At 60.0% G+C, this 24,791-nt stretch carries 24 protein-coding genes; 7 read left to right on the top strand and 17 right to left on the bottom strand.

What is annotated here, in order from left to right; genetic code table 11:
- Positions 1-106: 106 nt before the first annotated feature.
- Positions 107-3,280 carry an efflux RND transporter permease subunit gene (locus tag A3OQ_RS0116585; protein WP_020176541.1) on the bottom strand — a complete coding sequence of 1,058 codons (3,174 nt, stop codon included), beginning with the start codon at positions 3,278-3,280 and terminating at the stop codon, positions 107-109.
- An 89-nt stretch (positions 3,281-3,369) separates the two neighbouring features.
- Positions 3,370-4,650, bottom strand: a complete 1,281-nt coding sequence (locus tag A3OQ_RS0116580) for an efflux RND transporter periplasmic adaptor subunit (RefSeq protein ID WP_020176540.1) — start codon at positions 4,648-4,650, stop codon at positions 3,370-3,372.
- Between the two features lie 381 nt (positions 4,651-5,031).
- Between A3OQ_RS0116580 and A3OQ_RS0116575 the strand changes: the two genes are divergently transcribed.
- On the top strand, positions 5,032-6,351 hold the full coding sequence (locus tag A3OQ_RS0116575; protein WP_020176539.1) for an Nramp family divalent metal transporter: 1,320 nt from the start codon (positions 5,032-5,034) through the stop codon (positions 6,349-6,351).
- A 23-nt stretch (positions 6,352-6,374) separates the two neighbouring features.
- Here the strand turns inward: A3OQ_RS0116575 and A3OQ_RS0116570 are convergent, their stop codons facing one another.
- Positions 6,375-7,112: a GntR family transcriptional regulator gene (locus tag A3OQ_RS0116570; RefSeq protein ID WP_020176538.1), complete on the bottom strand. Its 738-nt coding sequence runs from the start codon at positions 7,110-7,112 to the stop codon at positions 6,375-6,377.
- Between the two features lie 163 nt (positions 7,113-7,275).
- Here A3OQ_RS0116570 and A3OQ_RS0116565 point away from each other — a divergent pair, with 163 nt between their 5' ends.
- The 5 genes from A3OQ_RS0116565 to panB all read left to right on the top strand — a co-directional run bounded on the left by A3OQ_RS0116565 (position 7,276) and on the right by panB (position 11,157).
- Positions 7,276-8,691 (top strand): MFS transporter, encoded by a 1,416-nt coding sequence (locus tag A3OQ_RS0116565; protein ID WP_020176537.1) that lies wholly within the window; start codon positions 7,276-7,278, stop codon positions 8,689-8,691.
- Between the two features lie 91 nt (positions 8,692-8,782).
- Positions 8,783-9,574 carry a sterol desaturase family protein gene (locus A3OQ_RS0116560; protein ID WP_020176536.1) on the top strand — a complete coding sequence of 264 codons (792 nt, stop codon included), beginning with the start codon at positions 8,783-8,785 and terminating at the stop codon, positions 9,572-9,574.
- Positions 9,575-9,639: 65 nt separating this feature from the next.
- Complete coding sequence (locus tag A3OQ_RS0116555) at positions 9,640-9,858, top strand: hypothetical protein (RefSeq protein ID WP_020176535.1); 219 nt, start codon at positions 9,640-9,642, stop codon at positions 9,856-9,858.
- Entirely contained in the window at positions 9,855-10,163 is a 309-nt protein-coding gene (locus A3OQ_RS0116550; protein ID WP_020176534.1) for a DUF6166 domain-containing protein, read from the top strand. Before A3OQ_RS0116555 ends, A3OQ_RS0116550 begins: the two co-directional genes overlap by 4 nt.
- A gap of 82 nt (positions 10,164-10,245) precedes the next feature.
- Positions 10,246-11,157 (top strand): 3-methyl-2-oxobutanoate hydroxymethyltransferase, encoded by a 912-nt coding sequence (gene panB, locus A3OQ_RS0116545; RefSeq protein ID WP_020176533.1) that lies wholly within the window; start codon positions 10,246-10,248, stop codon positions 11,155-11,157.
- A gap of 15 nt (positions 11,158-11,172) precedes the next feature.
- Here panB and A3OQ_RS22775 read toward each other — a convergent pair whose 3' ends face one another.
- The 10 genes from A3OQ_RS22775 to A3OQ_RS22770 form a co-directional block, all read right to left on the bottom strand.
- Entirely contained in the window at positions 11,173-12,090 is a 918-nt protein-coding gene (locus A3OQ_RS22775; protein ID WP_280109813.1) for a LysR family transcriptional regulator, read from the bottom strand.
- 5 nt (positions 12,091-12,095) lie between these two features.
- Positions 12,096-13,082 (bottom strand): phosphonate dehydrogenase, encoded by a 987-nt coding sequence (locus tag A3OQ_RS0116535; protein WP_020176531.1) that lies wholly within the window; start codon positions 13,080-13,082, stop codon positions 12,096-12,098.
- Between the two features lie 14 nt (positions 13,083-13,096).
- A complete protein-coding gene (gene phnE, locus A3OQ_RS0116530; RefSeq protein WP_020176530.1) occupies positions 13,097-13,933 on the bottom strand; it encodes a phosphonate ABC transporter, permease protein PhnE in 837 nt (278 codons plus the stop codon).
- Positions 13,934-13,944: 11 nt separating this feature from the next.
- Positions 13,945-14,802, bottom strand: a complete 858-nt coding sequence (phnD, locus tag A3OQ_RS0116525; RefSeq protein ID WP_020176529.1) for a phosphate/phosphite/phosphonate ABC transporter substrate-binding protein — start codon at positions 14,800-14,802, stop codon at positions 13,945-13,947.
- Positions 14,803-14,863: 61 nt separating this feature from the next.
- A complete protein-coding gene (gene phnC / locus A3OQ_RS0116520) occupies positions 14,864-15,589 on the bottom strand; it encodes a phosphonate ABC transporter ATP-binding protein (protein WP_020176528.1) in 726 nt (241 codons plus the stop codon).
- Between the two features lie 180 nt (positions 15,590-15,769).
- The gene (accC, locus tag A3OQ_RS0116515; RefSeq protein WP_020176527.1) at positions 15,770-17,125 is read right to left on the bottom strand and encodes an acetyl-CoA carboxylase biotin carboxylase subunit; all 1,356 of its coding nucleotides are present in this window, start codon (positions 17,123-17,125) and stop codon (positions 15,770-15,772) included.
- Between the two features lie 242 nt (positions 17,126-17,367).
- Positions 17,368-17,841, bottom strand: a complete 474-nt coding sequence (accB, locus tag A3OQ_RS0116510) for an acetyl-CoA carboxylase biotin carboxyl carrier protein (RefSeq protein WP_020176526.1) — start codon at positions 17,839-17,841, stop codon at positions 17,368-17,370.
- A 3-nt stretch (positions 17,842-17,844) separates the two neighbouring features.
- Positions 17,845-18,294: a type II 3-dehydroquinate dehydratase gene (gene aroQ, locus A3OQ_RS0116505; protein ID WP_020176525.1), complete on the bottom strand. Its 450-nt coding sequence runs from the start codon at positions 18,292-18,294 to the stop codon at positions 17,845-17,847.
- 267 nt (positions 18,295-18,561) lie between these two features.
- Positions 18,562-19,341 carry a DsbA family protein gene (locus A3OQ_RS0116500; protein WP_020176524.1) on the bottom strand — a complete coding sequence of 260 codons (780 nt, stop codon included), beginning with the start codon at positions 19,339-19,341 and terminating at the stop codon, positions 18,562-18,564.
- Positions 19,342-19,853: 512 nt separating this feature from the next.
- Positions 19,854-22,088: a transglycosylase domain-containing protein gene (locus A3OQ_RS22770; protein WP_020176522.1), complete on the bottom strand. Its 2,235-nt coding sequence runs from the start codon at positions 22,086-22,088 to the stop codon at positions 19,854-19,856.
- 163 nt (positions 22,089-22,251) lie between these two features.
- On the opposite strand from A3OQ_RS22770, the gene A3OQ_RS0116485 reads away from it, so the two are divergent.
- On the top strand, positions 22,252-22,818 hold the full coding sequence (locus A3OQ_RS0116485) for a YcgN family cysteine cluster protein (protein WP_020176521.1): 567 nt from the start codon (positions 22,252-22,254) through the stop codon (positions 22,816-22,818).
- A gap of 28 nt (positions 22,819-22,846) precedes the next feature.
- Here A3OQ_RS0116485 and A3OQ_RS0116480 read toward each other — a convergent pair whose 3' ends face one another.
- The 4 genes from A3OQ_RS0116480 to A3OQ_RS0116465 form a co-directional block, all read right to left on the bottom strand.
- The gene (locus tag A3OQ_RS0116480) at positions 22,847-23,143 is read right to left on the bottom strand and encodes a type II toxin-antitoxin system RelE/ParE family toxin (protein WP_020176520.1); all 297 of its coding nucleotides are present in this window, start codon (positions 23,141-23,143) and stop codon (positions 22,847-22,849) included.
- Complete coding sequence (locus tag A3OQ_RS0116475) at positions 23,140-23,394, bottom strand: addiction module protein (RefSeq protein WP_020176519.1); 255 nt, start codon at positions 23,392-23,394, stop codon at positions 23,140-23,142. The genes A3OQ_RS0116480 and A3OQ_RS0116475 overlap by 4 nt, the downstream gene beginning before the upstream one ends.
- A gap of 103 nt (positions 23,395-23,497) precedes the next feature.
- The gene (locus A3OQ_RS0116470; RefSeq protein ID WP_020176518.1) at positions 23,498-23,761 is read right to left on the bottom strand and encodes a hypothetical protein; all 264 of its coding nucleotides are present in this window, start codon (positions 23,759-23,761) and stop codon (positions 23,498-23,500) included.
- Positions 23,762-23,908: 147 nt separating this feature from the next.
- A complete protein-coding gene (locus A3OQ_RS0116465; RefSeq protein WP_244427169.1) occupies positions 23,909-24,718 on the bottom strand; it encodes a S1 family peptidase in 810 nt (269 codons plus the stop codon).
- Positions 24,719-24,791 lie beyond the last annotated feature (73 nt).

The raw sequence follows: 24,791 nt of genomic DNA, 5'->3' as shown, positions 1-24,791 counted from the left end.
GGGACGCCATACGCCGACGGCCGGATCGTAACCGCCGGGCGGATTTTGTCATAAAATTCTTCGCCGGAAGCGGCGTTTCTTGGGTCCGTGGTGCGCCGGTACATCACTATTCTCCCGGCTCAGGTGCGACGTGGCCGACCGGCTCATGGGATTCGTCCGGGGTGAAGACGTCGATCATCACCGGCAGGATGATCAGGATCAGAATTGGTGCGAGCAGAATGCCGCCGACCACGACCAAAGCGAGCGGCCGCTGGACCTGCGAACCGATACCGGTCGAAATCGCTGCCGGCACGAGGCCGACGCAGGCGGCGACGCAGGTCATGACGACAGGGCGCAGCAAAGTCGTGCCCGTCTCGATGACGGCAATATGCCGTTCCCGGCCTTCTGCGATGATCCGCCGGAAATAGGAGAGAACGATCACGCCATCCATGACCGAAATACCGAGCAGCGCGACGAAACCAATGGCGGCCGACACGCTGAAGGGTGTTCCGGTAATGACCAGTGTGAAGATGCCGCCGACCACCGCCATTGGAATGACGCTTGCCGCCAGCAAGGTATCGCGAATGCTGCCGAACATGCCGTAGAGCAGAATGAGGATCAACGCGATGCTGGTTGGAACGAGAACCATCAGGCTCTTGATCGCGTCTTGAAGATTTTCGACTTCGCCGACCCAGACGAGCCGCTCGCCCGCCGGAAGCACGATTGATTCGCTGACTTTTCTTTGCGCTTCGAGCACGGCACCGCCGACATCGCGGCCGCGCACGCTGAATTTGATGGGGATGTAGCGTTCCTGCCCTTCGCGATAGATATAGGCCGCGCCGGAGGTCAGCTTGATTTCCGCGATTTCACTCAGCGGCACCTGGATGGTCCCGTTCGCGCCTTGCGCGCCCACGGTGATATTGCGAATGGCATCGAGGTTTCCGCGATACTGCGGCGCCAAGCGTACCACCATCGGGAAATGCCGGTCGCTGCCTCGCTCGTAAAGGTCGCCCGCCGGCTGTCCGCCGATCGCGGCCTGGATCGTCGAATTGATGTCGCCCGGCATGAGGCCATAACGGGCGGCCTTGGCCCGGTCGACCTTGATCGTCACCGTCGGCTGGCCGAGCGATGTCAAAACGGCAAGATCGGTGATGCCCTCGACGGAATTCAGAACGTCTTTGATCTTGAAGGCCGTCTTTGTCATCTCCTCGAGATCGTTGCCGAAAAGCTTGACCGAATTCTCGCCTTTCACGCCGGAGGCCGCTTCCTCGACATTATCCTGGATGTTTTGCGAGGCGTTGAAGTCCACGCCTGGAAAATCGGCCTGCAGCTTGTCGATGACCTCTTTCGTGATCTCTTCCTTGTTGAGGCCGCGCGTCCATTCGGACGGCGGTTTCAAAGGCACGAAGAATTCCGCATTATAGAAACCGGCCGTGTCGGTGCCGTCGTCCGGGCGGCCGTGCTGCGAGACGACGGTAATGACCTCGGGAGTCGAGAGCATAACCGCGCGCATCCGGTTGACATAGCCATCACCCTCCGCGAGCGAGATCGATGTCGGCATGGTGGCCCTGATCCACAGATTGCCTTCCTCAAGCTTTGGCAGGAATTCGAGCTGCATCGAACGCCCGGCAAGTATGCTCGTCACCACAAGCAAAACGCCGATGCCCAAGGTCAGCATGCGGTTGGCCACGGCGAAGTGCAGGACCGGCCGGTAGAGGGCTTGAAGCATCCGGATCGGCAAAGTCTCCTTGTCTTCCAGATCGAGCGGCAGGAGCAGGGCGGAGAGGGCCGGCGAGACGGTGAAAGTCGCGATCATCGCGCCAAGCAAGGCATAGGCATAGGTTTTCGCCATGGGCGAGAAAATATGTCCGGCGATGCCGCCGAGACCGAAGAGCGGCACGAAGGCCGCAATGATGATCGCCGCCGAAAAGAAGATCGATATGCCGACTTCACTCGCTGCCGCATGGATGATGGCAAGACGGCCGGAGAGCCCATAGTCGCGGAGCTGGTGCAGCATGCTGCTCTGACCGCTTGTGCCCGGTCGGGGATGCCGGCTTTCGACGAGATGACGGAAGATATTCTCCACCATCAGCACAGAGCAATCCACGATCAGCCCGAAGTCGATCGCACCGACGGAAAGCAGATTGGCGGATTCGCCGCGCAGCGTCATGATGATCAAAGCAATGGAAAGGGCGAAGGGGATCGTCGTTGCAACGACAATGGCGCTGCGCAAATTGCCGAGAAAAATCCATTGCACGAGGAAGATGAGCACGATGCCGGTCACGATATTATGCAAGACCGTATGGGTCGTGACATTGATGAGATCGGTGCGGTCGTAATAGGACACGATGCGAACGCCAGGCGGCAGAATGCCGCTCGTGTTCATCTTTTCGACTTCGGCTTCGACGAGCTTCAGCGTCGGCAGGGTGGGCGTGCCACGGCGCAGAAGCACGATGCCCTGCACGATGTCGTCGTCCTTGTCCATGCCGGCGATGCCCTGGCGCGGCTTATGTCCGACGGTGACGGTCGCGACATCGCTGACGAGGACGGGGTTGTTCTGGTTCTGAATCAGCACTGTGTTGCGGATATCATCCATCGAATGGATCAAGCCGAGGCCGCGGACGACGGCGCTTTGTGGGCCGATGGAGAGGAGATCGCCGCCAACATTGATGTTGCTGTTGTTCAGCGCCGTCAGCACTTGCGTGAGCGTCAGCCCATAATTTTGGAGTTTGGCGAGATCGATCGAGACATCATAAGTCTTGGTGAGGCCGCCCCAGCCCGTCACATCGATGACGCCAGGGACGGCGCGAAAGCGGCGGTCGAGGACCCAGTCCTGAAGCGTCTTAAGGTCGGTGAGGCTGAATCCCGGCGGTCCGACGATCCGATAGCGATAGATTTCGCCGGTCGGGCTCGTCGGCGAGATCGATGGCTGGATATTGCCGGGCAAGGGCGAAAGCTGCGACAGACGGTTCATCACGTCTTGCTTCGCTTCGTTATAGGTATCGTTGTAGTTGAACTGCACTTTGACGTCGGACAGACCGAAAAGCGAGCTCGTCCGAACGGACGTCGCATTCTGCATGCCGGCGAGCTGCACTTCGAGCGGGATCGTGACGTAGCGCTCGACTTCCTCAGCCGATTGGCCGGGCCATTGAGTGACGACATCGATCTGCGGCGGGACCGGATCGGGATAGGCCTCGATATTGAAATTCGCAAAGCTGATGCCGCCCGCCGCGATCACGGCGAACAAAAGCACCACGACCAGCGCGCGGCTCTTCAAGGCGAAGGCGAGCAATCCCTTCATGTCACGATCCTTGGCTCGGCTGGCGCATCCTCAAAACTCTTCAACTCAGGTTCTGTCGATCGAAATGGTTCACAGGAAGACGCGAGGTTTCAGTTGCCGGAGACGGCGCGGTCGATGAAAATGCTGCCCCGGGTGATGACCTGTTCACCCAGCGAGACGCCGGATAGAACTTCAACCTCATTGCCATTCGTCACGCCGGTTTTGATCTCATGCGTGACGATGGTGTCGCGGTCTTTTTCAGCGACCCAGACGCGCGCCGTATCGCCTTCATAGACGATGGCTTCCTCCGGCACGGCGAGGCCCTTATGGCTGCTGCCGGTGATGATGGTGAAGTTCGCCCACATTTCCGGCTTCAGCAGTCCGCCGGGGTTGAGAACTTGCGCGCGGATCGGCAGGCGGTGCGTATTCGGATCGACCGAGGCGGCGACGAAATTGATCGTCGCCTTGAACACGCGATCAGGGAAAGCCGTGACGCGGACTTCCACCGGCTGCCCGACCTTGACGAAGGGGGCATCGCTTTCGCGCACATTGGCGACAAGCCAGACGCTTGAGAGATTGCCGATGGCAAAGACCGGATCGCTTGCGCCTTGGTTGACATATTGGCGCAGACCCAGCTTGCGTTGCAGCACGTAACCGCTGATCGGCGCAGGCACAGTGAGATCCGGGTTGGTATGGCCGGTCGCGATGATTTCCGCGATCGTCTCATCCGATTGGTTGAGGATGCGCAACTTGGCTTTTGCGGCTGCAAGCGCGATCTGAGCGGCCTTTTGGTCGTTTTGGGCGCCGGTGAGATCGGCCTGCGCCTGCTGCCAATCCTTCAGAGAACCGCCTTGAATGTCGAAGAGCTTATGGGCGCGCTGTTCGCCGGTTTGCAGAAGATTGACCAGCGATGCCGTCTTGGCGACTGCGGCGACGGCCGCGACAAGATCGTTTTGGGCTTGAACGAGATCGGTGGAATCGATCTGGAACAAGGGCTGGCCTTGTTCGACATAATCGCCTTCGCGCACGAAAAGGCCGGTCACCCGCCCCGAGTAGGGCGGAAAAACCGGCGTTGTCGCGTCGGCATCGATCGCGATTTTACCGTCAGCCTGGCGTTCCGGCTGGAAGGCGATTTCTTTGACCGGCTCTGTCTTGATCGTCGCCCATTGCTCCGGGGTGAGCTGAAATGGTGCGGTCTCAACATGGCTTTCGGCGGGTTTTTCTTTCGAAAACAATGCGCGCAGCCCCGCCGGACCAATCACTAAAAATGCAATGATGGCCGCTCCCGCGATCAGCAGGATGGCAAATTGCACTTTCTGCGGCATGCCTTTGCGGGGCATACCTAAGGCTACGCCTGAAGGAGGCGGCGATTGAATATCTTTCACGTCCATTGCAATTTTTTGAATATTCTTAGAGGTCGGAGACTGCTGCGGCGCGGCATTGATCCGCAGATTTTTCATATAAAAGCAAGCCTATACCGGAGATGAACCGCCCATAACCGGCCGAAGTTGCCTTTTCGCACAGCCTGATCTTGCCAGAGGGCAAACGCCTGCCAACACGGCGTCATTTATCTCAATGATGTGACATCGGCGGCGGCTCTGGGGTGTTGGCCCAGTGCGAATGCCGGCTCCATCGAAACGTCTATCTTTTTGAATTTCTGTTCTAAATGTCGCACCTCGCAGTGGAGCCGCTTGACTGAGATGTAGCTGAGGCTACATTCTAGAGCGTATACTGAGAAACGGCGTGTCCTTAGCAGGACACCGGAGAGCGGGATGTCCGAGGCGATTGTTGAACGCGCGCAGCAAGGAATGACGGAGCGGACGCGCTTTGCCATCGGCGAAGCGTTGAGCGGCCGGCGGCGCGGCTTACGGGCTGCGATACCGTTGGCGGGACCGGCCTTTGTCGCTTCCGTTGCCTATATGGACCCGGGCAATTTCGCGACGAATATCCAGGCGGGTGCAGGCTATGGCTATAGCCTGCTCTGGGTTGTTCTCGTCGCCAATCTGATCGCCATGCTGTTCCAGGCCATGTCGGCGAAGCTCGGCATCGTGACCGGACGGACCCTGCCGGAACTCTGCCGGACGCATTTCCCCAAGCCCACCGTCTGGGCCATGTGGATCGTCAGCGAGATCGCCGCCATGGCGACCGATCTCGCGGAATTTCTGGGGGGCGCGATCGGCCTCTCCTTATTGACCGGCCTGCCTTTGATGGCCGGCATGGCGGTCACCGCGATCATCACCTACAGCATCCTTATTTTCGAGAGGAGGGGTTTCCGCCCTCTCGAACTCATCATTACCGCGCTCGTCGGCACGATCGGGCTTTGTTATCTGATCGAGCTTTTCATTGCGCCGCCCGATTGGAGCGCCGCGGCTCTGCATCTCGTCACGCCGGAATTGCCCAATGCCGCGGCCGCCACGCTCGCCGTCGGCATCGTCGGTGCGACGGTCATGCCGCATGCGATCTATCTGCATTCGGGATTGACGCGCGGGCGGGCCAATCTGCGCAACGAGACAGAGCGCCGCGCGCTATTGCGGTTCTCGAACCGCGAAGTGATGGTCGCGCTCGGCTTTGCCGGTTGCGTCAATGTCGCCATGGTCTTGATGGCGGCCGCGGCCTTCAACAATGGCCACAGCCAGGTAGCGGAGATCGAGACGGCCTATCATACGCTGGTGCCGCTGCTCGGTGCCGGCGCCGCGGGCGTCTTCCTCGTGGCTTTGATGGCCTCAGGCATTTCCGCTTCGTCCGTCGGCACCATGGCCGGGCAGATGATCATGCAGGGCTTCGTCGGGTTTCATATTCCCATATGGGTCCGGCGCGCGGTAACTATGGCGCCGGCCTTCGCGGTCGTCGCCATGGGCTATAATGCGACGACTTCGCTCATTATCAGTCAGGTTGTGCTGAGCGTGATCCTGCCGGTGCCGATGATCTCGCTGCTGCTGTTGAGTCGCCGCAAGTCGGTGATGGGCGACTATGCAACGTCGGGCAGGGTCTTCGTCCTCGCCGGGGCCGCGACCGTGATCGTGCTCGTGCTCAACATCATCCTCATCGCGCAGACTTTGGGGATTGCCGTGCCGGGTCTTGGCGCGGCGTAAGTGCGACCCGTCGGGCGGCAACGTTACGTATCGAGCGTGCGCCGCGCAAAGCTCTCGATATAATCCATCAGTCTATCCGAGTTCTGCGCCGCCGCCGCGGGGTTGCGCTGTGTGATCGCTTCGCAGACATCCGCATGAAGATTGGCGCAGAGGGGGAGGTCGGCGGCTTCCTTATAATGCTGGTACCAAAACCGCCGCGACAGAGAGCTCATGCTGCCGAGCGCGCGCATGGCGAACTCGTTTCTTGACGCTTCAGCGACGAGCTCATTGAATGCGCGGTCGAGACGCATGAAGGCGATGTCATCGGCGCTTTTCGCAGCCTGACGCATGTTGCGCGCAATGTCAGCGAAGGCCTTGATCTCTTTATCGGTTGCCTTCTCTGCCGCCAGCCTGGCGATCAGATTTTCCAAAACCCGGCGCGTTTCAAGCAGACGCAATTGACTGCGCAGGTTGATCTCGGACACGAGAATCCCGCGTCGCGGTAAAACGACGAGCAGTCCATCGCGCCCGAGTCTCTGGAGGGCTTCGCGCACAGGCGTCCGGCCGATGCCGAGCTCCTTGACCAAGGCTTGCTCGCTCAGAACCGTGCCCGGTGCGAGTTTCAGCGTCGTGATCATCTCTTCGAGCTGATGATAGGCCTTGTCGGTCAGAGATTGATCGTCGGCAATCAGCGGAGAGGCCAGGCGCGGGGAGGTAAGGCGCGGAGTCGAAATCTTGCGCTTCCGGGGCGTTGACTTCGAACTTCTAACTGCTTGAATCATAAGAATCTCAAAGACCGGATCGACATGCGAAGCATAGCATGCACGAAGCAGGGATCACAGCCAAACCGGTCCATCGACGAAAGTTGGAGACTGATATATCTTCCATATGTTAGAAATATGTGAGACGTTTACCAATAACGAAAAAGTCATCGGGAGGGTTACCATGGCGGGCGGGATCGCATCTTCCGTTACCGAAACGGCGGCGTTTGACGCGGAGCGGGCGAGTACCGCCTCCATGGAGGATGTGCTGATCGCGGCGAGGCTCGAGCGCCTGCCGATGACCGCATATCAACGCGGAATTTTCGCCATCATCGCAACGGCTTGGCTCTTCGACTCGATCGATCTCGGTTCGCTCACCTTCGTGCTTGGCTCGATCCGCAAGCAGTTCGATCTTTCGACCGCGCAAGCCGGACTCCTCTCGAGCATGAGTTTTGTCGGCATGTTCGTTGGCGCCGCCTTGTCGGGAATGGCGGCCGACCGCTTCGGCAGAAAGCGCGTCTTTCAGGTCAGTATGATCTTTTGGGGCTTGGGAAGCCTCTGGTGCTCCTTTGCGCCGGATGCACTTACGCTCGGCTATGCCCGATTGCTTTTGGGCTTCGGCATGGGCATGGAATTTCCGGTCGGCTTGGCCATGGCCTCCGAGTTTCTGCCGGCCGGCACGCGCGGCCGCTATATGGCCATTCTCGAAGGCTTCTGGCCGCTGGGCTTCATCACGGCCGGTCTGTTGAGCCTCGTGCTTCTCCAATATTTCGACTGGCGCGCGGTCTTCCTGGCGCAAGCGGTCCCATCGCTCTTTCTGTTCGTGATCCGGTTTCTCGTCCCTGAATCGCCGCGCTGGCTGGCCGACCACGGCCATCAGGCCGAAGCCGACCGGGTCATGAACGAAATCGAAGCCAAAGTCAGCGCGCGTCTCGATGGCCGCCCGCTGCCGGAGCCCGAACCGCTTCCGGCGCGGGTGCTGAAAGAGCGCAAATTTTCCTTCCTGGAGATTTGGACGCCGACCTATGCGCCCCGCACCGTGATGATCTGGCTCACCTGGTTTTTCGCGCTGCTCGGATTCTATGGTCTCACGACCTGGCTCGGCGCGCTTTTGCAGGACGCTGGCTATAGCGTGAGCAAATCGGTGACTTATACGATTTGGATCTCGCTCGCGGGCATTCCTGGCTTCATCGCCTCGGCGATTCTCGTCGAGGTCTGGGGGCGCAAGCCGACCTGCATCCTGATGCTGCTCGGCAGCGCGGCCGCCGCCTATCTTTACGGACATTCGCCGTCGTTCGTCTGGCTGATCGTCTTCGGCCTGACGATGCAGTTCTTCCTCTTCGGCATGTGGTCGGTCCTCTATGCCTATACGCCGGAACTCTATCCGACCCGGGCACGCGCGACGGGCGCTGGCTGCGCCTCGGCCGTCGGGCGTCTCGGATCGCTGCTGGGTCCCTATCTCATCGGAGTCATCTTGCCGTCGCTCGGGCAGGGCGGTGTCTTCGCCTTGGGCGCGGGATCTTTCGTAATCGCCGCGGCCGTGGTCTTTGCCCTCGGCATCGAAACCAAGGGCAAGGCGTTGGAAGTGCTCTCGCATTAATTGCGTGGGAATTTTGCCCGCTACCAACCGCAACCATTGCAAACTGATATATCAGTGATATGCTAGAAACATAGCGACAAAGGAGACGCCCATGGAACTCGCGGCGAGCAAAATGTCAGAGCGCCAACGGCACTATCGGGCCATATACCGCGAGCGGGTGGCCGGATCCTACAACGGCTTTCTGCATATAGCCGTCATTTACACGATCGGTCTGACGGCGCTTTATATCTATGTTTCGAACATCAAGAACGTGACCCTTCTGGAGCTTCTCACGGTTCCCGTCACTTTCCTGTTCTGCAATTTCTTTGAATGGTGGCTGCATCGTTATGTCATGCACCGCCCATCGATGAACCCCATCGGGCGCGCGGTCTATAACCGGCACACGCTGCAGCATCATCAGTTCTTCACCGAACATGAGATGCGTTTCGCCGATCAGCGCGACTATCGCGTGACCTTCTTCCCGACCTATGCGCTCGCCACTTTCACGCTGATTTCGATTCCCGCCGCGATTCTGCTCGGCTTCGCCTTCGACGCCAATGTCGGCTGGCTCTTTATCACCACGACGACCAGCGTCTATCTGATCTACGAGTTCATGCACTTTTGCTGCCATGTGGAAGACAATGCCTTCGTGCGCAACATGCCCTTCATCAATACGATAAGGCGTCACCATACGGCGCATCACGATCAGTCCATCATGATGGAGCGCAATATGAACCTGACCTTCCCGATCATGGACTGGGCCTTCGGCACATCCGATCTCGACCGCGGGCTCCTCGGCACGATCTTCAATGGCTACGACACGAAATACGTGAAGAGAAACTTGCGAAAGACCTCACGTACGCCGGGTCGTGCTGCTCCAGAGGCTATTCAAGCCGCGGAGTAGCAGGAGGATCGGCCGCTGGACGCCATCCCCGGCGGCCGATCCTTTCATGACGATGGGAGCAAGATATGCCGTTTCGCATCAAATTCGGATTGTCGGTCGTCGTCGGGCTGGTGGCTCTGGCCGGCTGGTTCTACATGGGCCATTTGGGCGAGATCGGACCGCAGCGCGCCGTCGCCTTTCTCGGACCCTTCATGATCTTCAGTCTCTGGATGTTTCCGGAAGTCATGCGGCATTCGTCCGGCAAACCGCCGCGTCCTAAATTGCCAGGAGCGCAAAGCAAATGAAGACCTATGCCGGGGATCGCACCATCGACGGCATTGTCGTCACGGTCGACGGCGAGCCTCTCGACGCCCAGACGAGCCGGCACCTCTATTCTCCAGCCGGGTTCGAGTGGAGCTATGAAGGACCGGAGCCGTCGCAATTGGCTTTTGCGCTGCTTGTCGATCATCTCGGCGACGATCAAAAGGCCATAGCGCTTCAGGATCGATTCATGCGCGAGGTCGTCGCCAATTTCCAAAACGAGTGGGAGATGACTTCGGCCGACATCGAACTGGTGTTGAGCAGGTTCCATGAAAACGCGGGTTCGTAAAATCCTCTTTCATGTCGGCCGTCATTGCTTGCAATGACGGCAAGTGATGGCCTTGCGCCTAAAACCAGGAGACGGTGCTCGCATGGCGGCCCAGACAGAAAATAAAGCAAAGATCGAAACCGAGACTCCTCAAAAAAAAATCGAAAAGCGCACGATCGAGGACATTCGCAAGTCGAAGGCGACCGGCGAGAAAATGGTCTACGTGTCGGTGCCCGATTATACCTCCGCGAAATGGGCCGAAATGGCGGGCGTCGATGTCGCGGTTGTCGGCGACAGCCTGGCGATGGTCGCGCATGGCCATGCCAACACGATTCCGGCGACCATGGACATGATGGTCCTCCATGCGCAGGCGGTACGGCGCGGCGCGCCCAACACCTTCGTTCTCGGCTGCATGCCCTATCAGAGCTACAATACGGTCGATCGCGCGCTCACCAACGCGACCCGCTTCATGCAGGAGGCGCTTTGCGACGCGGTCAAGCCGCAGGGCGGCAAATCCCAGGCGCATATTCTGAAAGCACTCGTCGATGCGGGCATTCCGACGGCCTCTCACATCGGCCTGACGCCGCATACGATTGCGACATTCGGGGGCTTTAAAATCCAGGGCAAGACCGCCGATGCGGCGATGAAGATCCTCGAAGACGCGTTGGCGATCGAGGATGCCGGCTGCTTCATGTTGGAGTTCGAAGCTGTGCCCGCGCCGATCGCCAAACTGATCTCGCAACAGCTTAAAATCCCGACCATCGGCATAGGCGCGGGCGTCGGCTGCGACGGCCAGATCCTGCTCGCCTATGATCTTTTGGGCGTCTTCACGGATTTCAAGCCGAAGTTCACCAAGCGTTACGCCAATCTCACCGAAGTCGCTGTCGCCGGCATCAAGGATTACGTGGCCGAGGTGAAGACGGGCGCTTTTCCAGATGACGATCATTCCTACAAGGTCGACGAGGCCGAGCTTGAGAAGTTCGCCTCCATGCTCGAGAAGCGGCGGCCGATATAGCGCTTTAATTCACCCCTAATCCATCGTCCCGGACTGTCCCACGGCGTGAGCCTGCCTTGCCGCCTCTTCCGGATCGCCGGCAAGCAGTTTGATAAAGACCTGCATAGGCGAGAAGCTGCCGAGCACGTTCGCGGCATGTACGGCAAACAAATCCTTATGCAGGGTCTTGTCTTTCAAGCGCAAGGCGTGCAGATGCCCGGCGGCGACTTCGGCTTCGACGGCACTGGCAAAAACCACCGATATTCCAAGCCCTGCCTTTACCGCATTTTTGACCGCCTCGGTGCTTCCAAGCGTAAGAACGATCGAGAAGGTTTCCGCGACTTCGCCGATCATCTGCCGTAACAGCCGGCCCGTGCCGGTGCCGTTTTCTCCGCCGATCATCGGTTGCCCGGCGAGATCTTCCGCGCTGACCTCATCCTTCGAAGCAAAGGGATGCGTTTTAGCGACGATAATCACCAGCTCCTCGCGCCGCCAGATCGAGGAGGTGAAGGCTGGTTGATTGTTCCACCACTCCATGAGCGCCAGATCTATTTCTCCTGTCGCGAGCTTCTCGGCCAGGACAGGATTAGGCGCGACAATGACATCCGGCAGCGCATAGCCGAGCGCGGCAAAGCGCGCCACCTTCTCTTGCAGCAGGTAAGTGCCAATGTTCCCGCTGGCGCCAAGGCTGATCCGGCCGGTATGCACTGCATCGACAGCCCGGCCCGCCATCTGCAACAGAGCGTGAGCGTGTGGACGGAAGGCGGCTCCGGCCTGGGTCAGATGACAACCTCCCATCGAACGGACGATGAGAACCGCGCCGAGTTCCGCTTCGAGTTTCTGGATCTGTTGGCTCAATGTGGGCTGCGAGCGGCCGATCAGCTTTGCCCCGCCGTGGAAGCTGCCGGCCGAGATAACGCTCAAGAAAGCTTCCACATGCCGCAAATCAAGCATCGTCTTCAATTCGCGGCAAGTGCGCCTTGCAGCGCGCGGCCTTCGAGGAAGTCCACGATGTTTCGGGCCGCTTCCATCGCGATCTCGAGCCGTACCTTCGTGACGGCGGAGCCGATATGCGACGTCAGGATCGTGCGGTTGTCCGCCCCGAGCAGCCGGGGCGGAATGGCCGGCGGATGATCCGGAAGTGCCCAATCTTCCATGGCAAAGACGTCTGCCGCGTAGCCGCCGAGATGGCCCGAAGCGAGCGCGTCCGCGACCGCTTCTTCGTCGACAACCGAGCCGCGCCCCGTGTTGATCAGGAGTGCGCCGCGCTTCATACGCGCGATCGCGGCGGCATCTAGAAGATGGACCGTTTCCGGCGTCAACGGCAAAACGGCGGTGACATAGTCGCTGCGTGACAAGAGTTCGTCGAGTCCGACCTTTCGGGCGCCGAGACGCGTTTCCTGTTCGGCGGTGAGCCTGTTCTGGCTGAAGTAGATCAGCGAGCAGTCGAACCCGGCGAGACGCGCCGCGACAGCCTGACCCAAAGCTCCCATGCCGATCAATCCAACGGTGCTGCCGGCAAGACCAGTCCCATAAAACGTCGGCCGCCAACCGGCAAAGGCGCCACTGCGGATATAGCGGTCGGCGCTGAGGATCTTGCGGCCAAGCGCGATCATCAGGCCGACAGTGAGTTCGGCGGTTGGCCCGATGAGCAGGTCGGGAACGATGCTGAGAGCCACGCCGCGCCGCCGACATGCGGCGACGTCGTAATTGTCGTAGCCCTTCAGCGCACAGCTCACCATCCTGAGGTCAGGACAGGCGGACAGGAACGCCTCGTCGACGCTTTCTGTCATGAAGGACAACAGCGCCGTCGCACCCTGGCAGCGCCGGATTAATTCCGCAGCCGACCAGGGCTCGAAGGTTGTATTCGCTTCCACTGTTCCATAGGCGCGCAGGTAATCCAGGACTTCCTTTTCGACCCAGTTGGCGACCACGATTTTGCGCATATTCACTTTGTCTCTCATCGTAGATGCCGCCGCAGGCCGGCTCCGAGGCTGTCGACCAGAGTGACCGCTGCCAGGATCACCAGGAGCAAGGCGGAAACCTCCTGGTACTGCATCAAGCGCAACGACCCTATGAGCTCGAAGCCGATCCCGCCCGCGCCGACCATGCCCATGACCGTCGAGGCGCGGAAATTGTATTCCCAGCGATAGAGCGCGACATCGGCCAGCTGCGGAGCCACTTGCGGCAAGATGGCATGCACGATCACCTGGAGAGGCGTCGCACCGACGGACAGTGCGGCCTCGACGGGCTTCTCGTCGCAATGCTCGATCGCCTCGGCAAAGAATTTGCCGATCATGCCGATCGAATGAAGACCGAGCGCCAAGACTCCGGGTAAGGCGCCGAAGCCGACGGCGGCCACGAAAACAATGCCGATGATCAGTTCCGGAATGGCCCGCAAGGTGTTGAGAAGGCCACGCGCCAAGCCGTAAACGACAAGGTTGGGCGAGGTGTTACGCGCCGCGAGAACCGCAAGCGGCAGCGACAGCAGAACGGCCATCGCCGTCCCGGCTATGCTCATCGCGGCGGTGTCGAGCAGTGGATGCAGCCAGCTTTTCGCGTTGCTGAAGTCGGGCGGCATCATATCGCGCGCCAGCGTCGCCAGCGCCGGCAGACCGCGCGCCAAGCGGGCACTGTCGAAGAGTTGCGTATAGGCGGCGCTTGCGATGATGATCGCAAGCACCAGCGCGAGCGCGATGGCGGATCGTGCGTGCTTGCCCCGCTCGCGAGCGATGATGAGATCGGCCGAGGCGCCCATCATCGCTTCTGGCCGATCCGAATGCACGAAGAGACTCAACGCCGCCCGCCTTAGTTGGTCAGGTTCAATTTAAGGATCTTGGCCAAGTTCCGGACGACGTCGTAATCGGAATCCTTTACGGCGACAAAGCCGTCCGCCTTGAACTGCTTCAGCACAGCCGGGTCCTTCAAGTCGTAGAAGGCGGTGCGAATGTGCTCCTTGAGTTCCGGCTTCAGATCCGAGCGCATGGCCCAGGGATATTCCGGAAAAGATGTCGATGTCGCCAGGACCTTGACCTTGTCCTTCGAGATCAGGCCGCGCTCGACCAAGCTCTCGAAGATGGGGCGCGACAGACCGCCGGCTTGCGCATTGCCATTCTGCACCGCCATGGCCACGGCATCATGGGCGCCGACGAAATGTTCCGTGTAATCCTTGCCAGCGGTCAGAGACTCCTGCAGGAGCATCGACTTCGGAATGAGGTGGCTCGATGTCGAGGCGACATCGCCGAAGGCGACGTCATGGCCGCGAATGTCGGAGAGCTTCGAGATACCGCTTGCCACATTGGCGATAACGACCGCTTCATAAGTCGCTTTGCCGTTCTTCATCAAAGCCGCGAATGGCTCGATATCGGCTTTCGACTTCGCCAAGACGTATGACAGCGGACCAAAATAAGCGACGTCCACGCGGCCAAAGCGCATCGCCTCGATCATCGAGGAGTAATCGGTCGTCACCACCAATTCGATCGGCCGTCCGAGCGTGGCCTCCAAATAGGCTTTCAGGCCCTGATTGTTCTTGATGACGGTTGCCGCATTCTCGTCGGGCAGCAGAGCGACATGCAGCAGAGCCGGATCAGGGTCGGCGGCGCGAACCGGCGCGGCCGCTACGAAAAGGAGAGTGAGTGCCGTCAAAAGGGATCTGAAAAATGTCATGTCTTTTGGCCTCTTGTGGGTTTAATCGAAGTGTCGGATGCGTGACGGGTCCATGCGTGGCTCAGTGGTAGATGTGGTCGAGTTGCTGCTGATTGAGATCGCCGGGTTCGCCGTCAAAGACGACGCGTCCTCTTGAGAGGCCAACGATGCGGTCGGCAAAATCGCGCGCCAGATCGACCTGATGCAGGCTGACCACCGCGGCGATGGACTCGCGCTTGCAGATGTCGTGGAGCAGGGTGAGCGCACGGCGGGCGGTTGCAGGATCGAGACTTGCGACCGGTTCGTCGGCGAGGATCAAACCCGGCTGCTGCGCCAGGGCTCGGGCCAGTCCGACACGTTGCTGTTGGCCGCCGCTGAGCGTATCGGCGCGAACGAGGGCGACGTCGGCGAGGCCGACCTTGTCGAGACTTTCCATCGCGATCAAATGATCGCGCCGGGGTAGAGGCAGCAGGCTGCGCGCGGTCGAATAATAGCCAAGGCGGCCCATCAGCACGTTGCGAAGCACCGAGATGCGCCCGATCAGATGATGCTGCTGAAAAACCATCGCGGTGCTCGCACGGTGCCGGCGCATTCGCAGCCGCCCGACAAGCTCACCGAGTTTATCGACCGTCACAGCCCCGGACGACGGACGGACAAGACCGTTTAGAGTCCGCAGCAAGGTCGATTTGCCAGCGCCCGACGGCCCCAGAATGACCGTGAATTGGTCGGGCGCAAATGCCAGGGTCGTCGGGTGGATGGCCATTCGTTCGCCTGGGTAGACGACTGAAACGGCATTGAGCGAAAGCATTAATTGCAAATCCCAATCGATCGGCCGCTACCGATTGAGATTTGAATAGACTGCATCCATGACGCTTATTTTACAGCAATGTGAACGCCGCATGATAATGCCGCGCAGATCCAGTCCCAGCGGTGGGGTGAGACGATCGTTTGCGCGGCGGTCAGCCTTGCGCCGGTAGCATCCACCGGATCACCCCTGATCGAGCCCGCCTGTCGCCAAAAAGCGCTCCAGCCAATGGATGTCGTAGAAGCCGTTCTGAATATCGGCGTTGCGGACCAGCGTGCGAAACAAGGGCAGCGTCGTCTCGATCCCGTCGATGACGAATTCGTCAAGCGCGCGGCGCAGGCGCATCAAGGCTTCGGTCCGGTTGCGCCCATGCACGATTAGCTTGCCGACGAGCGAGTCGTAATTGGGCGGAATCGTATAGCCCGCATAGACCGCGCTATCGACCCTGACGCCCAATCCGCCTGGCGGATGATAATGCGTGATCTTGCCGGGCGAGGGCCTAAAGGTCGAAGGATGTTCCGCATTAATGCGGCATTCGATGGCATGGCCCTGCAGTACCACTTGGTCCTGGGTGATCGACAGCGGCGAGCCCGCCGCGATCTTGATCTGCTCGTTGACGAGATCGAAGCCGGTGATCATTTCGGTCACCGGATGCTCGACCTGGATGCGGGTGTTCATTTCAATGAAGTAGAATTTGCCGTCTTCGTAGAGAAACTCGATCGTGCCGGCGCCGGCATAGGCAAGCTCGCGCATGGCGGCGGCGCAGATCTCGCCGATTTCGGGCCGCTGCGCATCGTTCAAGGCAGGCGAGGGGCCTTCTTCCCAGACTTTCTGATGCCGCCGCTGCAGCGAGCAATCGCGCTCGCCGAGATGGATCGCATGGCCGCGTCCGTCGCCGAGCACCTGGACTTCGATATGGCGCGGCCGTTCGAGATATTTTTCGAGATAGACGGTATCGTCGCCAAAGGCCGCCTTCGCTTCGGTGCGCGCGGTCTCAAGGGCCGAGGAGAGATCATCGGCCGAATGCGCCACTTTCATGCCGCGTCCGCCGCCCCCCGCCGCCGCCTTCACGAGCACCGGATAGCCGATATCCTTGGCGATGCGCAGGGCTTCCTTGTCGTCGGTAATGCCGCCTTCCGAGCCCGGCACGCAGGGAATGCCAAGACGCATGGCCGTGCGCTTGGCTTCGATCTTATCGCCCATCAGGCGGATATGATCGGCCTTGGGACCGATGAAAGCGATGTGGTGCTCTGCCAGAATATCGGCGAAGCGGGCGTTCTCGGACAAGAACCCATAGCCCGGATGAACCGCTTCGGCGCCGGTGATCTCGCAGGCGGCGAGGATCGAGGGAATGTTGAGGTAAGAATCCCGCGCGGGCGGCGGGCCGACGCAGACGGATTCGTCGGCAAGCTTCACATGCATCGCCTCCTCATCGGCCGTCGAATGGATGGCGACGGTCGCGATACCGAGTTCCTTGGCGGCGCGCAGGATGCGCAAGGCGATTTCGCCGCGATTTGCGATGAGGATCTTGTCGAACATGTCCTACTGGTTATTTCATTATCCCGGAGCGGGAAAGGTCCGGGTTCGTCCGGCAGTTGAGTGAAGCGATTTTGGTCGGTTTCAGCCTGGGGCGCCAACCCTCTCCCCTTGGGGGAGAGGGTGGTCGGCGGAGCCGACCGGGTGAGGGGTGATAAGAAAACATAACCCCTCATCCGGCTTGCTTCGCAAGCCACCTTCTCCCGCAAGGGGAGAAGGAACACCCCGCCGCTTGCGCCTGACCTTCACTCAATGACCATCAGCGGCTGACCATATTCGACCGGCTGGCCGTCCTCGACCAGAATGCTGATCACGGTTCCGGCGCAGGGCGCGATGATTTCATTGAATGTCTTCATCGCCTCGACCAGCAGAATCTTGTCGCCAGCCTTCACATTGGTGCCAAGCTCGACGAAAGGCGCCGCCTGCGGCGAAGCGCGGCGATAGGCCGTTCCGACCATGGGCGACTTGACCGTGCCGGCACTTTCCGGCTTGGGCGCCGACGCTGCAGGTTCGGCTGCGGCTGCGGCAGGCTGCTGGACGGCTGGCTGGACCGCGACAGGTGGTCCGAAATTGCGCGCCACGCGTATGGCGAAATCGCCATTCTGGATTTCGATCTCGCTGAGGTTCAGGCGCGTTGCGATCTCGCCCAGCTTTTCGACGAGGCGCGTGTCGACGGCGCCCGGCGCCTGTCCTTTATCCGTATCCGGCCGCTCCTTCATGTCTCAACTCTCGCTTTTGGCCATATCGGCGAAGATCGCCGTGAGGGCGAGCTCGTAGCCGAGCGCCCCAAGACCCATGATGATGCCGCGTGCCGCGCCGGATATAAAAGAATGGTGACGATAGGATTCACGGGCGTGAATGTTGGAAAGATGCACTTCGATCACTTTGGCATTGGTGCCCTTGATAGCATCGATCAAGGCGATCGACGTATGCGAATAGGCACCGGCATTGATGATGATAGGGTCTCCGGCCTTGCCTGCTTCCTGAATCCAGGTGACGAGCTCGCCTTCGTGGTTCGATTGGCGGAACTGGAGAGCGACGCCATGCGTCTTGCAGATCGCGGCCAATTTCGCCTCGATATCGGCAAGCGTCTGGGTCCCATAGGTCTCCGGTTCGCGCGAGCCAAGGAGGTTGAGATTGGGTCCATTGAGGACGTGGATCGTTTTGGTCATTCGTTTTGAGCCGCGTCGGTGGATTTTACTGGAAACGAGCGCTGGAGGCTGTCCGAAGGAGGCGGGAAGCCGCCCTTCGAAAGGGCGGCCCATGCTCTAGCCGGGTTCTTTGGATGAGAAAAGCCTCGGCCGTGGCAAAACGCGGCCTTTTCCAGGTTTCTAATCGGCACGGCGCCGTTTTTTAACAAATGCCGCAGTGCGGTAAAGCCAAGGGCAGGACGCGCCGCAGCCTAAAGCGCGATCTATGGCCTTCGGTCGCGATCGGCTTTACGAGCAGGCGGCCTTGCCGCATTTGCGGACATTGTCGAGTTTCGCCTTCAATTGATCGTAGCCGACGGCGCCGACGATCACTTCGCCGCCGATCACATAGGACGGCGTCCCGTTCATCATGAGCCCTTTGGCGAGCTGATCGTTTTCGTCGATTCCCTCTTTTACGCTCGGCGCGATGGAATCCTTGTTCAGCTTGTCCATGTCGGCGCCGAGGTCCTTGGCGACGGCGAGCGCCTGTGCCTTGCCGACCGGGCCGCGCGAACCCAGGAGTTTTTGATGAAATTCCCAGAATTTGTCGCCCTTGAATTGATTGCGCGCGGCGGCCGCGATCGCCGCGGCCTCGATCGAGCCGGGCGAGAGGATCGGCAGATCCTTCAGCACCACGCGAAGGTCGGGGTTGTCCTTCATGAGCCGCGCCAGATCCTCCATGGCATGTTTGCAATAGCCGCAATTGTAATCGAAGAACTCGATCAGCGTGACCTTGCCGTTCGGGTTGCCGATCACCGCCTGGTTTTGCGACGTATAGAGCGGGCTTTCCTGATCGGAGAGGGCCTTTTCGCGTTTCAGGCTTTGCGCAACCTCTTCGCGGCGTTCCAATTCCGTGATCGCATCGCGCAGCACCTCCGGATTTTCCAGAAGATAGTTTTTGATGATCGATTGGATTTCGACCTTTTGCGGGTCTGAGAAACTCTCGGTTGCGAAGGCCGTGCCCGGCAGAAGGCAAAGCGTCAAAGCGGCGGCACGCAGGATGTTCAATGCCGGGATTTTGAAAAACATGAGGTGCCTCGTCTTTTAGATCGGCGCGCGTTCAATAGAATTGGTGCTGCCGTTCTATTTTCGGTCAAGCATCGGATGATCGGGAAGATCATAGAACTTTCTTGAAACCGACGAAATGCCCGGCGATCCCGTCAGGAAACGGAATTCGATTCTCATTCTCTACCCGAAAACGGGCGAAAGCTCATTCAAGATATCGTCAGCTTTAGGCCATGCCCGGCAAACTTCGGCGTCGCGCGCCCGTTTCGTGCTGCGATCCAATTGCCGGCGGGGCTCCAACACCGCAAGAAAAAACCCCCGGCGCAGAGCGACCGGGGGTTGAAAGTTATGCCAACCGAGAAGGGTAAACCTCGGTATTAACTTGTATATAGGAGTTGAAGGTACCGCGATAGGAGCAACTTTGACGCAGCGGTAACCGAAGTTATTGAAGTTTATGACAGTTTTGAAACATTCAAATGGAGAATTCCATCCGCCAACGCGATCGGGCAATAGCAAAAAACAATCGATTGCGGGCGCTAATGAAGCTGCGCCGGTGCTTTCAAAACATGAAAGCCGGTGGCAGGCGGCGGCGCGGCGGCACCGGCATAGCTGACCGGATCGGCCGGGGTTTCGGTGCGCCTTCCGTCGATGTTCTTGATGGCCGTCTCGATCGCGCCGAGCGTCTCGACCGAGCGCCGCGAAAGACTGGCCGGCCGTTGGCCGCCAACGCCCAGTTCCGCAACGCCTTTCGCCGCCACCGCTGGGGCTTGCTGCCCAGGCGGGATGGTCGAACCGGGCAGGGGCTTCAATTCGATCCCTTGATGGGCATAGGCCATGATCTCGTGCCACGTCCCGGCGGGCAGACTGCCGCCCGTCATATTGTTCATCGAGGTATCGTTGTCGTTGCCGTACCAGACGGTGCCGACATAATTGCCCGTATAACCGTTGAACCAGGCGTCCTTGTAGCCGTTCGTCGTCCCGGTCTTGCCCGCCGCCTCGATATTGTCGAGATGAGCGCGCCGTCCGGTGCCGGCCTCGACGACGTTTTTCATCATCGTGACCATGTCGAGGATGTAGGGCAGCGGGATGATTTGCTTCAACGGCGGCGCGTCGCGGTCGTGCTTGTAGATCACTTCACCGTGGCTGTTCATGATCTCGACGGCGGCATAGGCCGGGGCACGCTTGCCGCCGTTGGCGAAAGTGGCATAGGCCGAGGCCATCTCGATCGGGATGACCTCGTCGGCGCCGATCGGCAGTGACACCGTGTCGGGCAAGGGCGTCGAAATGCCCATCAGCCGCGCAGTCTGGATGATCTTGGCGCGGCCGCGCTTCGCCGCATCCCAAACATTGTTGTGGCCGGGTTTCGAATCCGCTTCGCCGATAGCGATCGAGAGTTTGACCGCGACAGTGTTGAGCGAATGGGTCAGAGCGGTGATGAGCGGCACCGAACCCATGTAGGTGCCGCCATAATTATGCGGGCACCAATTGCCGATGCAAACGGGCCCGTCGACCACGATCGTCGAGGGTTTGAATTTTCCGGTCATCAGCGCGGTCAGATAGACGAATGGCTTGAAGGACGAGCCCGGCTGCCGCAGCGCTTCGGTCGCGCGGTTGAATTGGCTCGCGCCATAATCTCTACCGCCGACGATGGCGCGCACAGCGCCGGTCGGCTCCATAATGACGGCGGCGCTTTGCTTGGCATGATAGGCCGGCGCGTTTTCGCGCAATTGCTCTTCGATGACATCCTCGGCTTTTTTCTGCAGGCCGGAATCGAGCGCCGTTCGGACCGTGAGCACGCGGTCGTCGCCGAGTTTCTTTTCCTCGGCGAGCCGCTTGATTTCCTCATAAGCCCAATCGAGATACCAGTCCGGGCTCGACTCGCGGGCGCGGTCGACAGGCGTCGCGGGATTGCGTTGCGCCGCGTAGATCTGCCCCTCGGTTAGATAGCCGGCCTCGACCATGCCGTTCAAGACGTCGTTGGCGCGCGCACGGGCAGCGGGCAGATTGACATGCGGCGCATATTTCGTCGGCGCCTTGAAGAGACCGGCGAGCATGGCCGCTTCCGCCAAGGTCAGATCGCGGACGGATTTGCCGAAATAAAATTGCGAGGCGGCCTGAACGCCGAACGTGCCGCCACCCATGTAGACGCGATCGAGATAGAGGCTCAAAATCTGGCGTTTGGTTAGGTGGAATTCGAGCCAGACAGCGAGATAGGCTTCCTTGATCTTGCGTTCGATCGTGCGTTCATTGGACAGGAACAGGTTCTTCGCCAATTGCTGCGTGATCGACGAGCCGCCCTGCCGGACATTGTTGGCGCTCGCATTGACGCTCAGCGCGCGCAACGTGCCGATGATATCGACGCCGAAATGTTCGAAGAAGCGCCGGTCCTCGGTGGCGAGCGCGGCCTGGATCAAATATTGCGGCAATTGATCGAAGGAGACGGAATCGTCATGTTTGATGCCGCGCCGCCCGACCTCCTGGCCGTAGCGGTCGAGAAAGGTCACGGCGAGATCCTGCTTTTTCAGCCAGTCGTCGGTTGTTTCCTGGAAGGCCGGCTGCGCCATGAACAGCGCAAAGAGACCGCCGGCGATGCTGATCGTGAAAAACTCGCAGCCAAGTTCGACGAAGACCTTGTTCCAGCCCGAGGTGTGAAAGCCGTCCATGAAGGCCGAGAAGGCGGCGTAATTCGCGCGCGACTTTTGGCCGGCCTCATAGACCGAGGAATCGACGAAGGCATCGAAAGCGAGCAGGGCCCGCCCGATTTTTTTCACAGCCGATCTACGAAACGCTTCGAACAGGGGTAAGCTCCAGCAGCTCTGGATGAAATAGCAGGCTTTTTTAACGCTTTAGTAAGCCTCTTGACGATGGCTAAAGCATGGAAACAAGTCACTTCTCTCCATTCGTCTCCCGACACAGTAAAGAATCGCGAGCGCCATGCGGTCCCCCCCGTCCCAAAATGATACGACCCGCCAAAAGGCCGCGGCAAGGCCGAAAGCGGGCAGCACCGCGTCCGAGCCTGTCCTGCCGCCTTTCTGGAAGGGAAAAAGCCTCGAAGACTTCAGCCAGGCCGAGTGGGAAAGCCTTTGCGACGGCTGCGGCCGCTGCTGCCTCGTCAAGCTCGAAGATGAAGATACGGGCGAGATTCATTTTACTGATCTTGGCTGCAAGCTCCTCGACGGCAAGACCTGCCGCTGCTCGGATTATCGCCGCAGGCGCCAGCGGGTGCGCGATTGTCTGAAGCTCACGCCGGACTCCGTGCGCACACTGCCATGGCTGCCGCCGACCTGCGCCTATCGGCTGATCGCCGAGGGCAAGGGGCTCGCCTGGTGGCATCCGCTGGTGTCGGGCTCGGCGGAGACCGTGCATGAGGCAGGCGTTTCCGTGCGCGGCCGCGTGGCGGCCCTGGAGACGGAGGTCAAACTCGACGATTATCCGAATTACATCGTGAGCTGGCCGACGAAAGTGCCGAAGGCGGCGAAGGGGAAGGTCCGCCGCAGATAACCAGTCAAGCTTTCCGCTTTGGTAATCCTCAGGGACGGTTTTGCCAGATGTGAGGATCGCGGCTCGAATGAAAACAGGCGATCACGTAAACCGCATCACCGAGAACTCTAAAAAATAGACTGTAAGGAAAGCGCCGCAGTCGTGCCCGGCGCACATCGTGGAGTACGATGGGAAACTGCAATGGGTTCGCAGCGATGCGCCGCACCTGGGCGTCGACTTCGCCTTGGAGGCGTGTGCCAAGCCCCTTTGCTTCCCGTTCATACCAGTCGAGCGCATCGATGAATTCAGCCCGCGCCGCGGGCATGAAGAAGATCTGCTGTGTCACGGCAGGCGGCGCGCGAGTTCCGCCTTCAAATCTTCCCAAGTCGTTGCTTGCGGTCGATCCTCATCGAACCGCAGCAAACGCCGCTCGATCTCGGCGCGCTGTGCGGAAGAGAGCGGCAATTCATCATCTGTCAAACTATCCCAAAGATCGCCGATCAAGGCGAGACGCTCTTCGGGGGAAAGACGGGTAATTTCGTCATGTGTCAAAGTCGCCATGAACGAAGAATAGACGAAACGATCTGGGCCGTTCAAGCGTCATCGCATTGGGCCGTGGCGTCAGAGCGATTCGCGAGGGCGTGCCTGTCCATTTAGGACATAACGGCACGCTTCCGTCACAATCATACCATGGCCACGCTCAGCGGGCCGCGGTTTCCTTCGGGAAAGTCGCGCGGCAAGCGGCGCTCAATTTGGCCTTGTTGGCGATCATGCAGGATTTGACGGCCGCGACATCCGGAATTTGATCCGAGCAGAGACGGAAGGCGTCGGGGGTGCAGGCGACGCGCTGCGCATAGGTCGCTTCTTCGGCGCGGGCGGTCGCGGCGGCGGCAATGCCGATCGCGAGAACAAGCGCGAAGCGGGTGATCTGGGAAACCGAGAGAATGTTGCGCTGGTTGATCATGACGACCTCCTGTGAGTGGGGCTTGATCCCCGGTGTGACCACACTGTCTCACGGTGTCGGGCAGGCATCTGTGATGGCGATCACAAAGCCTCGGCGGCATTCATTCTTCGTTAGACTATCGCCGGACTGAGCAGGACGCGGGGGCCTTCATCGCGCGTGCGTCCAGCCTGCCAATACGCTCTCGATCCAGGCCCTTTGCGGTGCGATGAGAGCACCTTGCGTGAGGGCGCCGCATTTTTGCGCGCCCTTGCCTTCGGCCCAATCGGCGACGGCAACGACGATCGGTTGATCCAAAGCCAGAATGGGACCGCCGGAATCCCCTGTGCAAGCGCCGGTGCCCCGGCCTTCGAGATCATGCGTCCAGAGCAGGATCGACGAGAGCGGCAAGCGTGCGGAAATACGCCCGACCCGCAGCGCGCCGGAACTCGCGCCGGCACCTTCCCGCGTGACTCCGAACCCGGCTATGCGAAAATCCTGGCCTGCTTTGATGGCGCCCAACTCTGCGAGACCCATGGGTTTGAAGCGCGCGGGCAGGGGCTCGGCGAGACGGATCATGGCCATGTCGATCGAGACCTGGCGCGCCTGCACCGCATCGGCGCGGTAGCCTGGATGTTTCACGATCGCCGCGACATCGACGAGCACGGGCTGGCCTTGTGCGTCGCGAAAATGCACGCGGGTATTTGACGGCTCCGCGAGGCAATGAGCGGCGGTCAGCACGATGTCTTGCGCCAGCACGCTCGCGCTGCAAAAGCCGGCGGTCTTGCCGCTGCGGCTCAGCACCATCACGACATAGGGCGAAAGCTCGGGCGCGGGCTCGCTGACCCCGACGATTGCCGATGCCGGAGCGGCTGGCGCGAGAAGAACGAGAGCTGCGGTCAGAGCGCGCCGCCGCCCATTGCTCTCAGGGGCGCCTGGCCCCAAATTCAGCCGAATCACTTCACGGAAAGTTGATCGCACGAGGCGCGCCCACCGCGAAAGCCGCGAGCTAACAGCTAAGTTTAAGCTATTTCCGGCGGTCATGCCTGTTTTC

Origin of the sequence: Methyloferula stellata AR4, from assembly GCF_000385335.1 — a bacterium.
GTDB classification, from domain to species: Bacteria; Pseudomonadota; Alphaproteobacteria; order Rhizobiales; family Beijerinckiaceae; genus Methyloferula; species Methyloferula stellata.
Note: the sequence above shows the minus strand (reverse complement) of the source record. Positions and strands in the feature narration are given on the sequence as shown.

Excerpts from the sequence above, each read along its gene's own strand:
- A3OQ_RS0116485 (WP_020176521.1), top strand. The coding sequence starts at position 22,252 with ATGCGGTCCCCCCCGTCCCAAAATGATACGACCCGCCAAAAGGCCGCG.
- accC (WP_020176527.1), bottom strand. The coding sequence starts at position 17,125 with ATGTTCGACAAGATCCTCATCGCAAATCGCGGCGAAATCGCCTTGCGC.
- A3OQ_RS0116565 (WP_020176537.1), top strand. The coding sequence starts at position 7,276 with ATGGCGGGCGGGATCGCATCTTCCGTTACCGAAACGGCGGCGTTTGAC.
- A3OQ_RS0116500 (WP_020176524.1), bottom strand. The coding sequence starts at position 19,341 with ATGTTTTTCAAAATCCCGGCATTGAACATCCTGCGTGCCGCCGCTTTG.
- panB (WP_020176533.1), top strand. The coding sequence starts at position 10,246 with ATGGCGGCCCAGACAGAAAATAAAGCAAAGATCGAAACCGAGACTCCT.
- A3OQ_RS0116560 (WP_020176536.1), top strand. The coding sequence starts at position 8,783 with ATGGAACTCGCGGCGAGCAAAATGTCAGAGCGCCAACGGCACTATCGG.
- A3OQ_RS0116585 (WP_020176541.1), bottom strand. The coding sequence starts at position 3,280 with ATGAAGGGATTGCTCGCCTTCGCCTTGAAGAGCCGCGCGCTGGTCGTG.
- phnD (WP_020176529.1), bottom strand. The coding sequence starts at position 14,802 with ATGACATTTTTCAGATCCCTTTTGACGGCACTCACTCTCCTTTTCGTA.
- phnC (WP_020176528.1), bottom strand. The coding sequence starts at position 15,589 with ATGCTTTCGCTCAATGCCGTTTCAGTCGTCTACCCAGGCGAACGAATG.
- A3OQ_RS0116555 (WP_020176535.1), top strand. The coding sequence starts at position 9,640 with ATGCCGTTTCGCATCAAATTCGGATTGTCGGTCGTCGTCGGGCTGGTG.
- A3OQ_RS0116535 (WP_020176531.1), bottom strand. The coding sequence starts at position 13,082 with ATGCGCAAAATCGTGGTCGCCAACTGGGTCGAAAAGGAAGTCCTGGAT.
- A3OQ_RS0116580 (WP_020176540.1), bottom strand. The coding sequence starts at position 4,650 with ATGGACGTGAAAGATATTCAATCGCCGCCTCCTTCAGGCGTAGCCTTA.
- A3OQ_RS0116550 (WP_020176534.1), top strand. The coding sequence starts at position 9,855 with ATGAAGACCTATGCCGGGGATCGCACCATCGACGGCATTGTCGTCACG.
- A3OQ_RS0116470 (WP_020176518.1), bottom strand. The coding sequence starts at position 23,761 with ATGATCAACCAGCGCAACATTCTCTCGGTTTCCCAGATCACCCGCTTC.
- A3OQ_RS22775 (WP_280109813.1), bottom strand. The coding sequence starts at position 12,090 with ATGCTTGATTTGCGGCATGTGGAAGCTTTCTTGAGCGTTATCTCGGCC.
- A3OQ_RS0116570 (WP_020176538.1), bottom strand. The coding sequence starts at position 7,112 with ATGATTCAAGCAGTTAGAAGTTCGAAGTCAACGCCCCGGAAGCGCAAG.
- accB (WP_020176526.1), bottom strand. The coding sequence starts at position 17,841 with ATGAAGGAGCGGCCGGATACGGATAAAGGACAGGCGCCGGGCGCCGTC.
- aroQ (WP_020176525.1), bottom strand. The coding sequence starts at position 18,294 with ATGACCAAAACGATCCACGTCCTCAATGGACCCAATCTCAACCTCCTT.
- A3OQ_RS0116575 (WP_020176539.1), top strand. The coding sequence starts at position 5,032 with ATGTCCGAGGCGATTGTTGAACGCGCGCAGCAAGGAATGACGGAGCGG.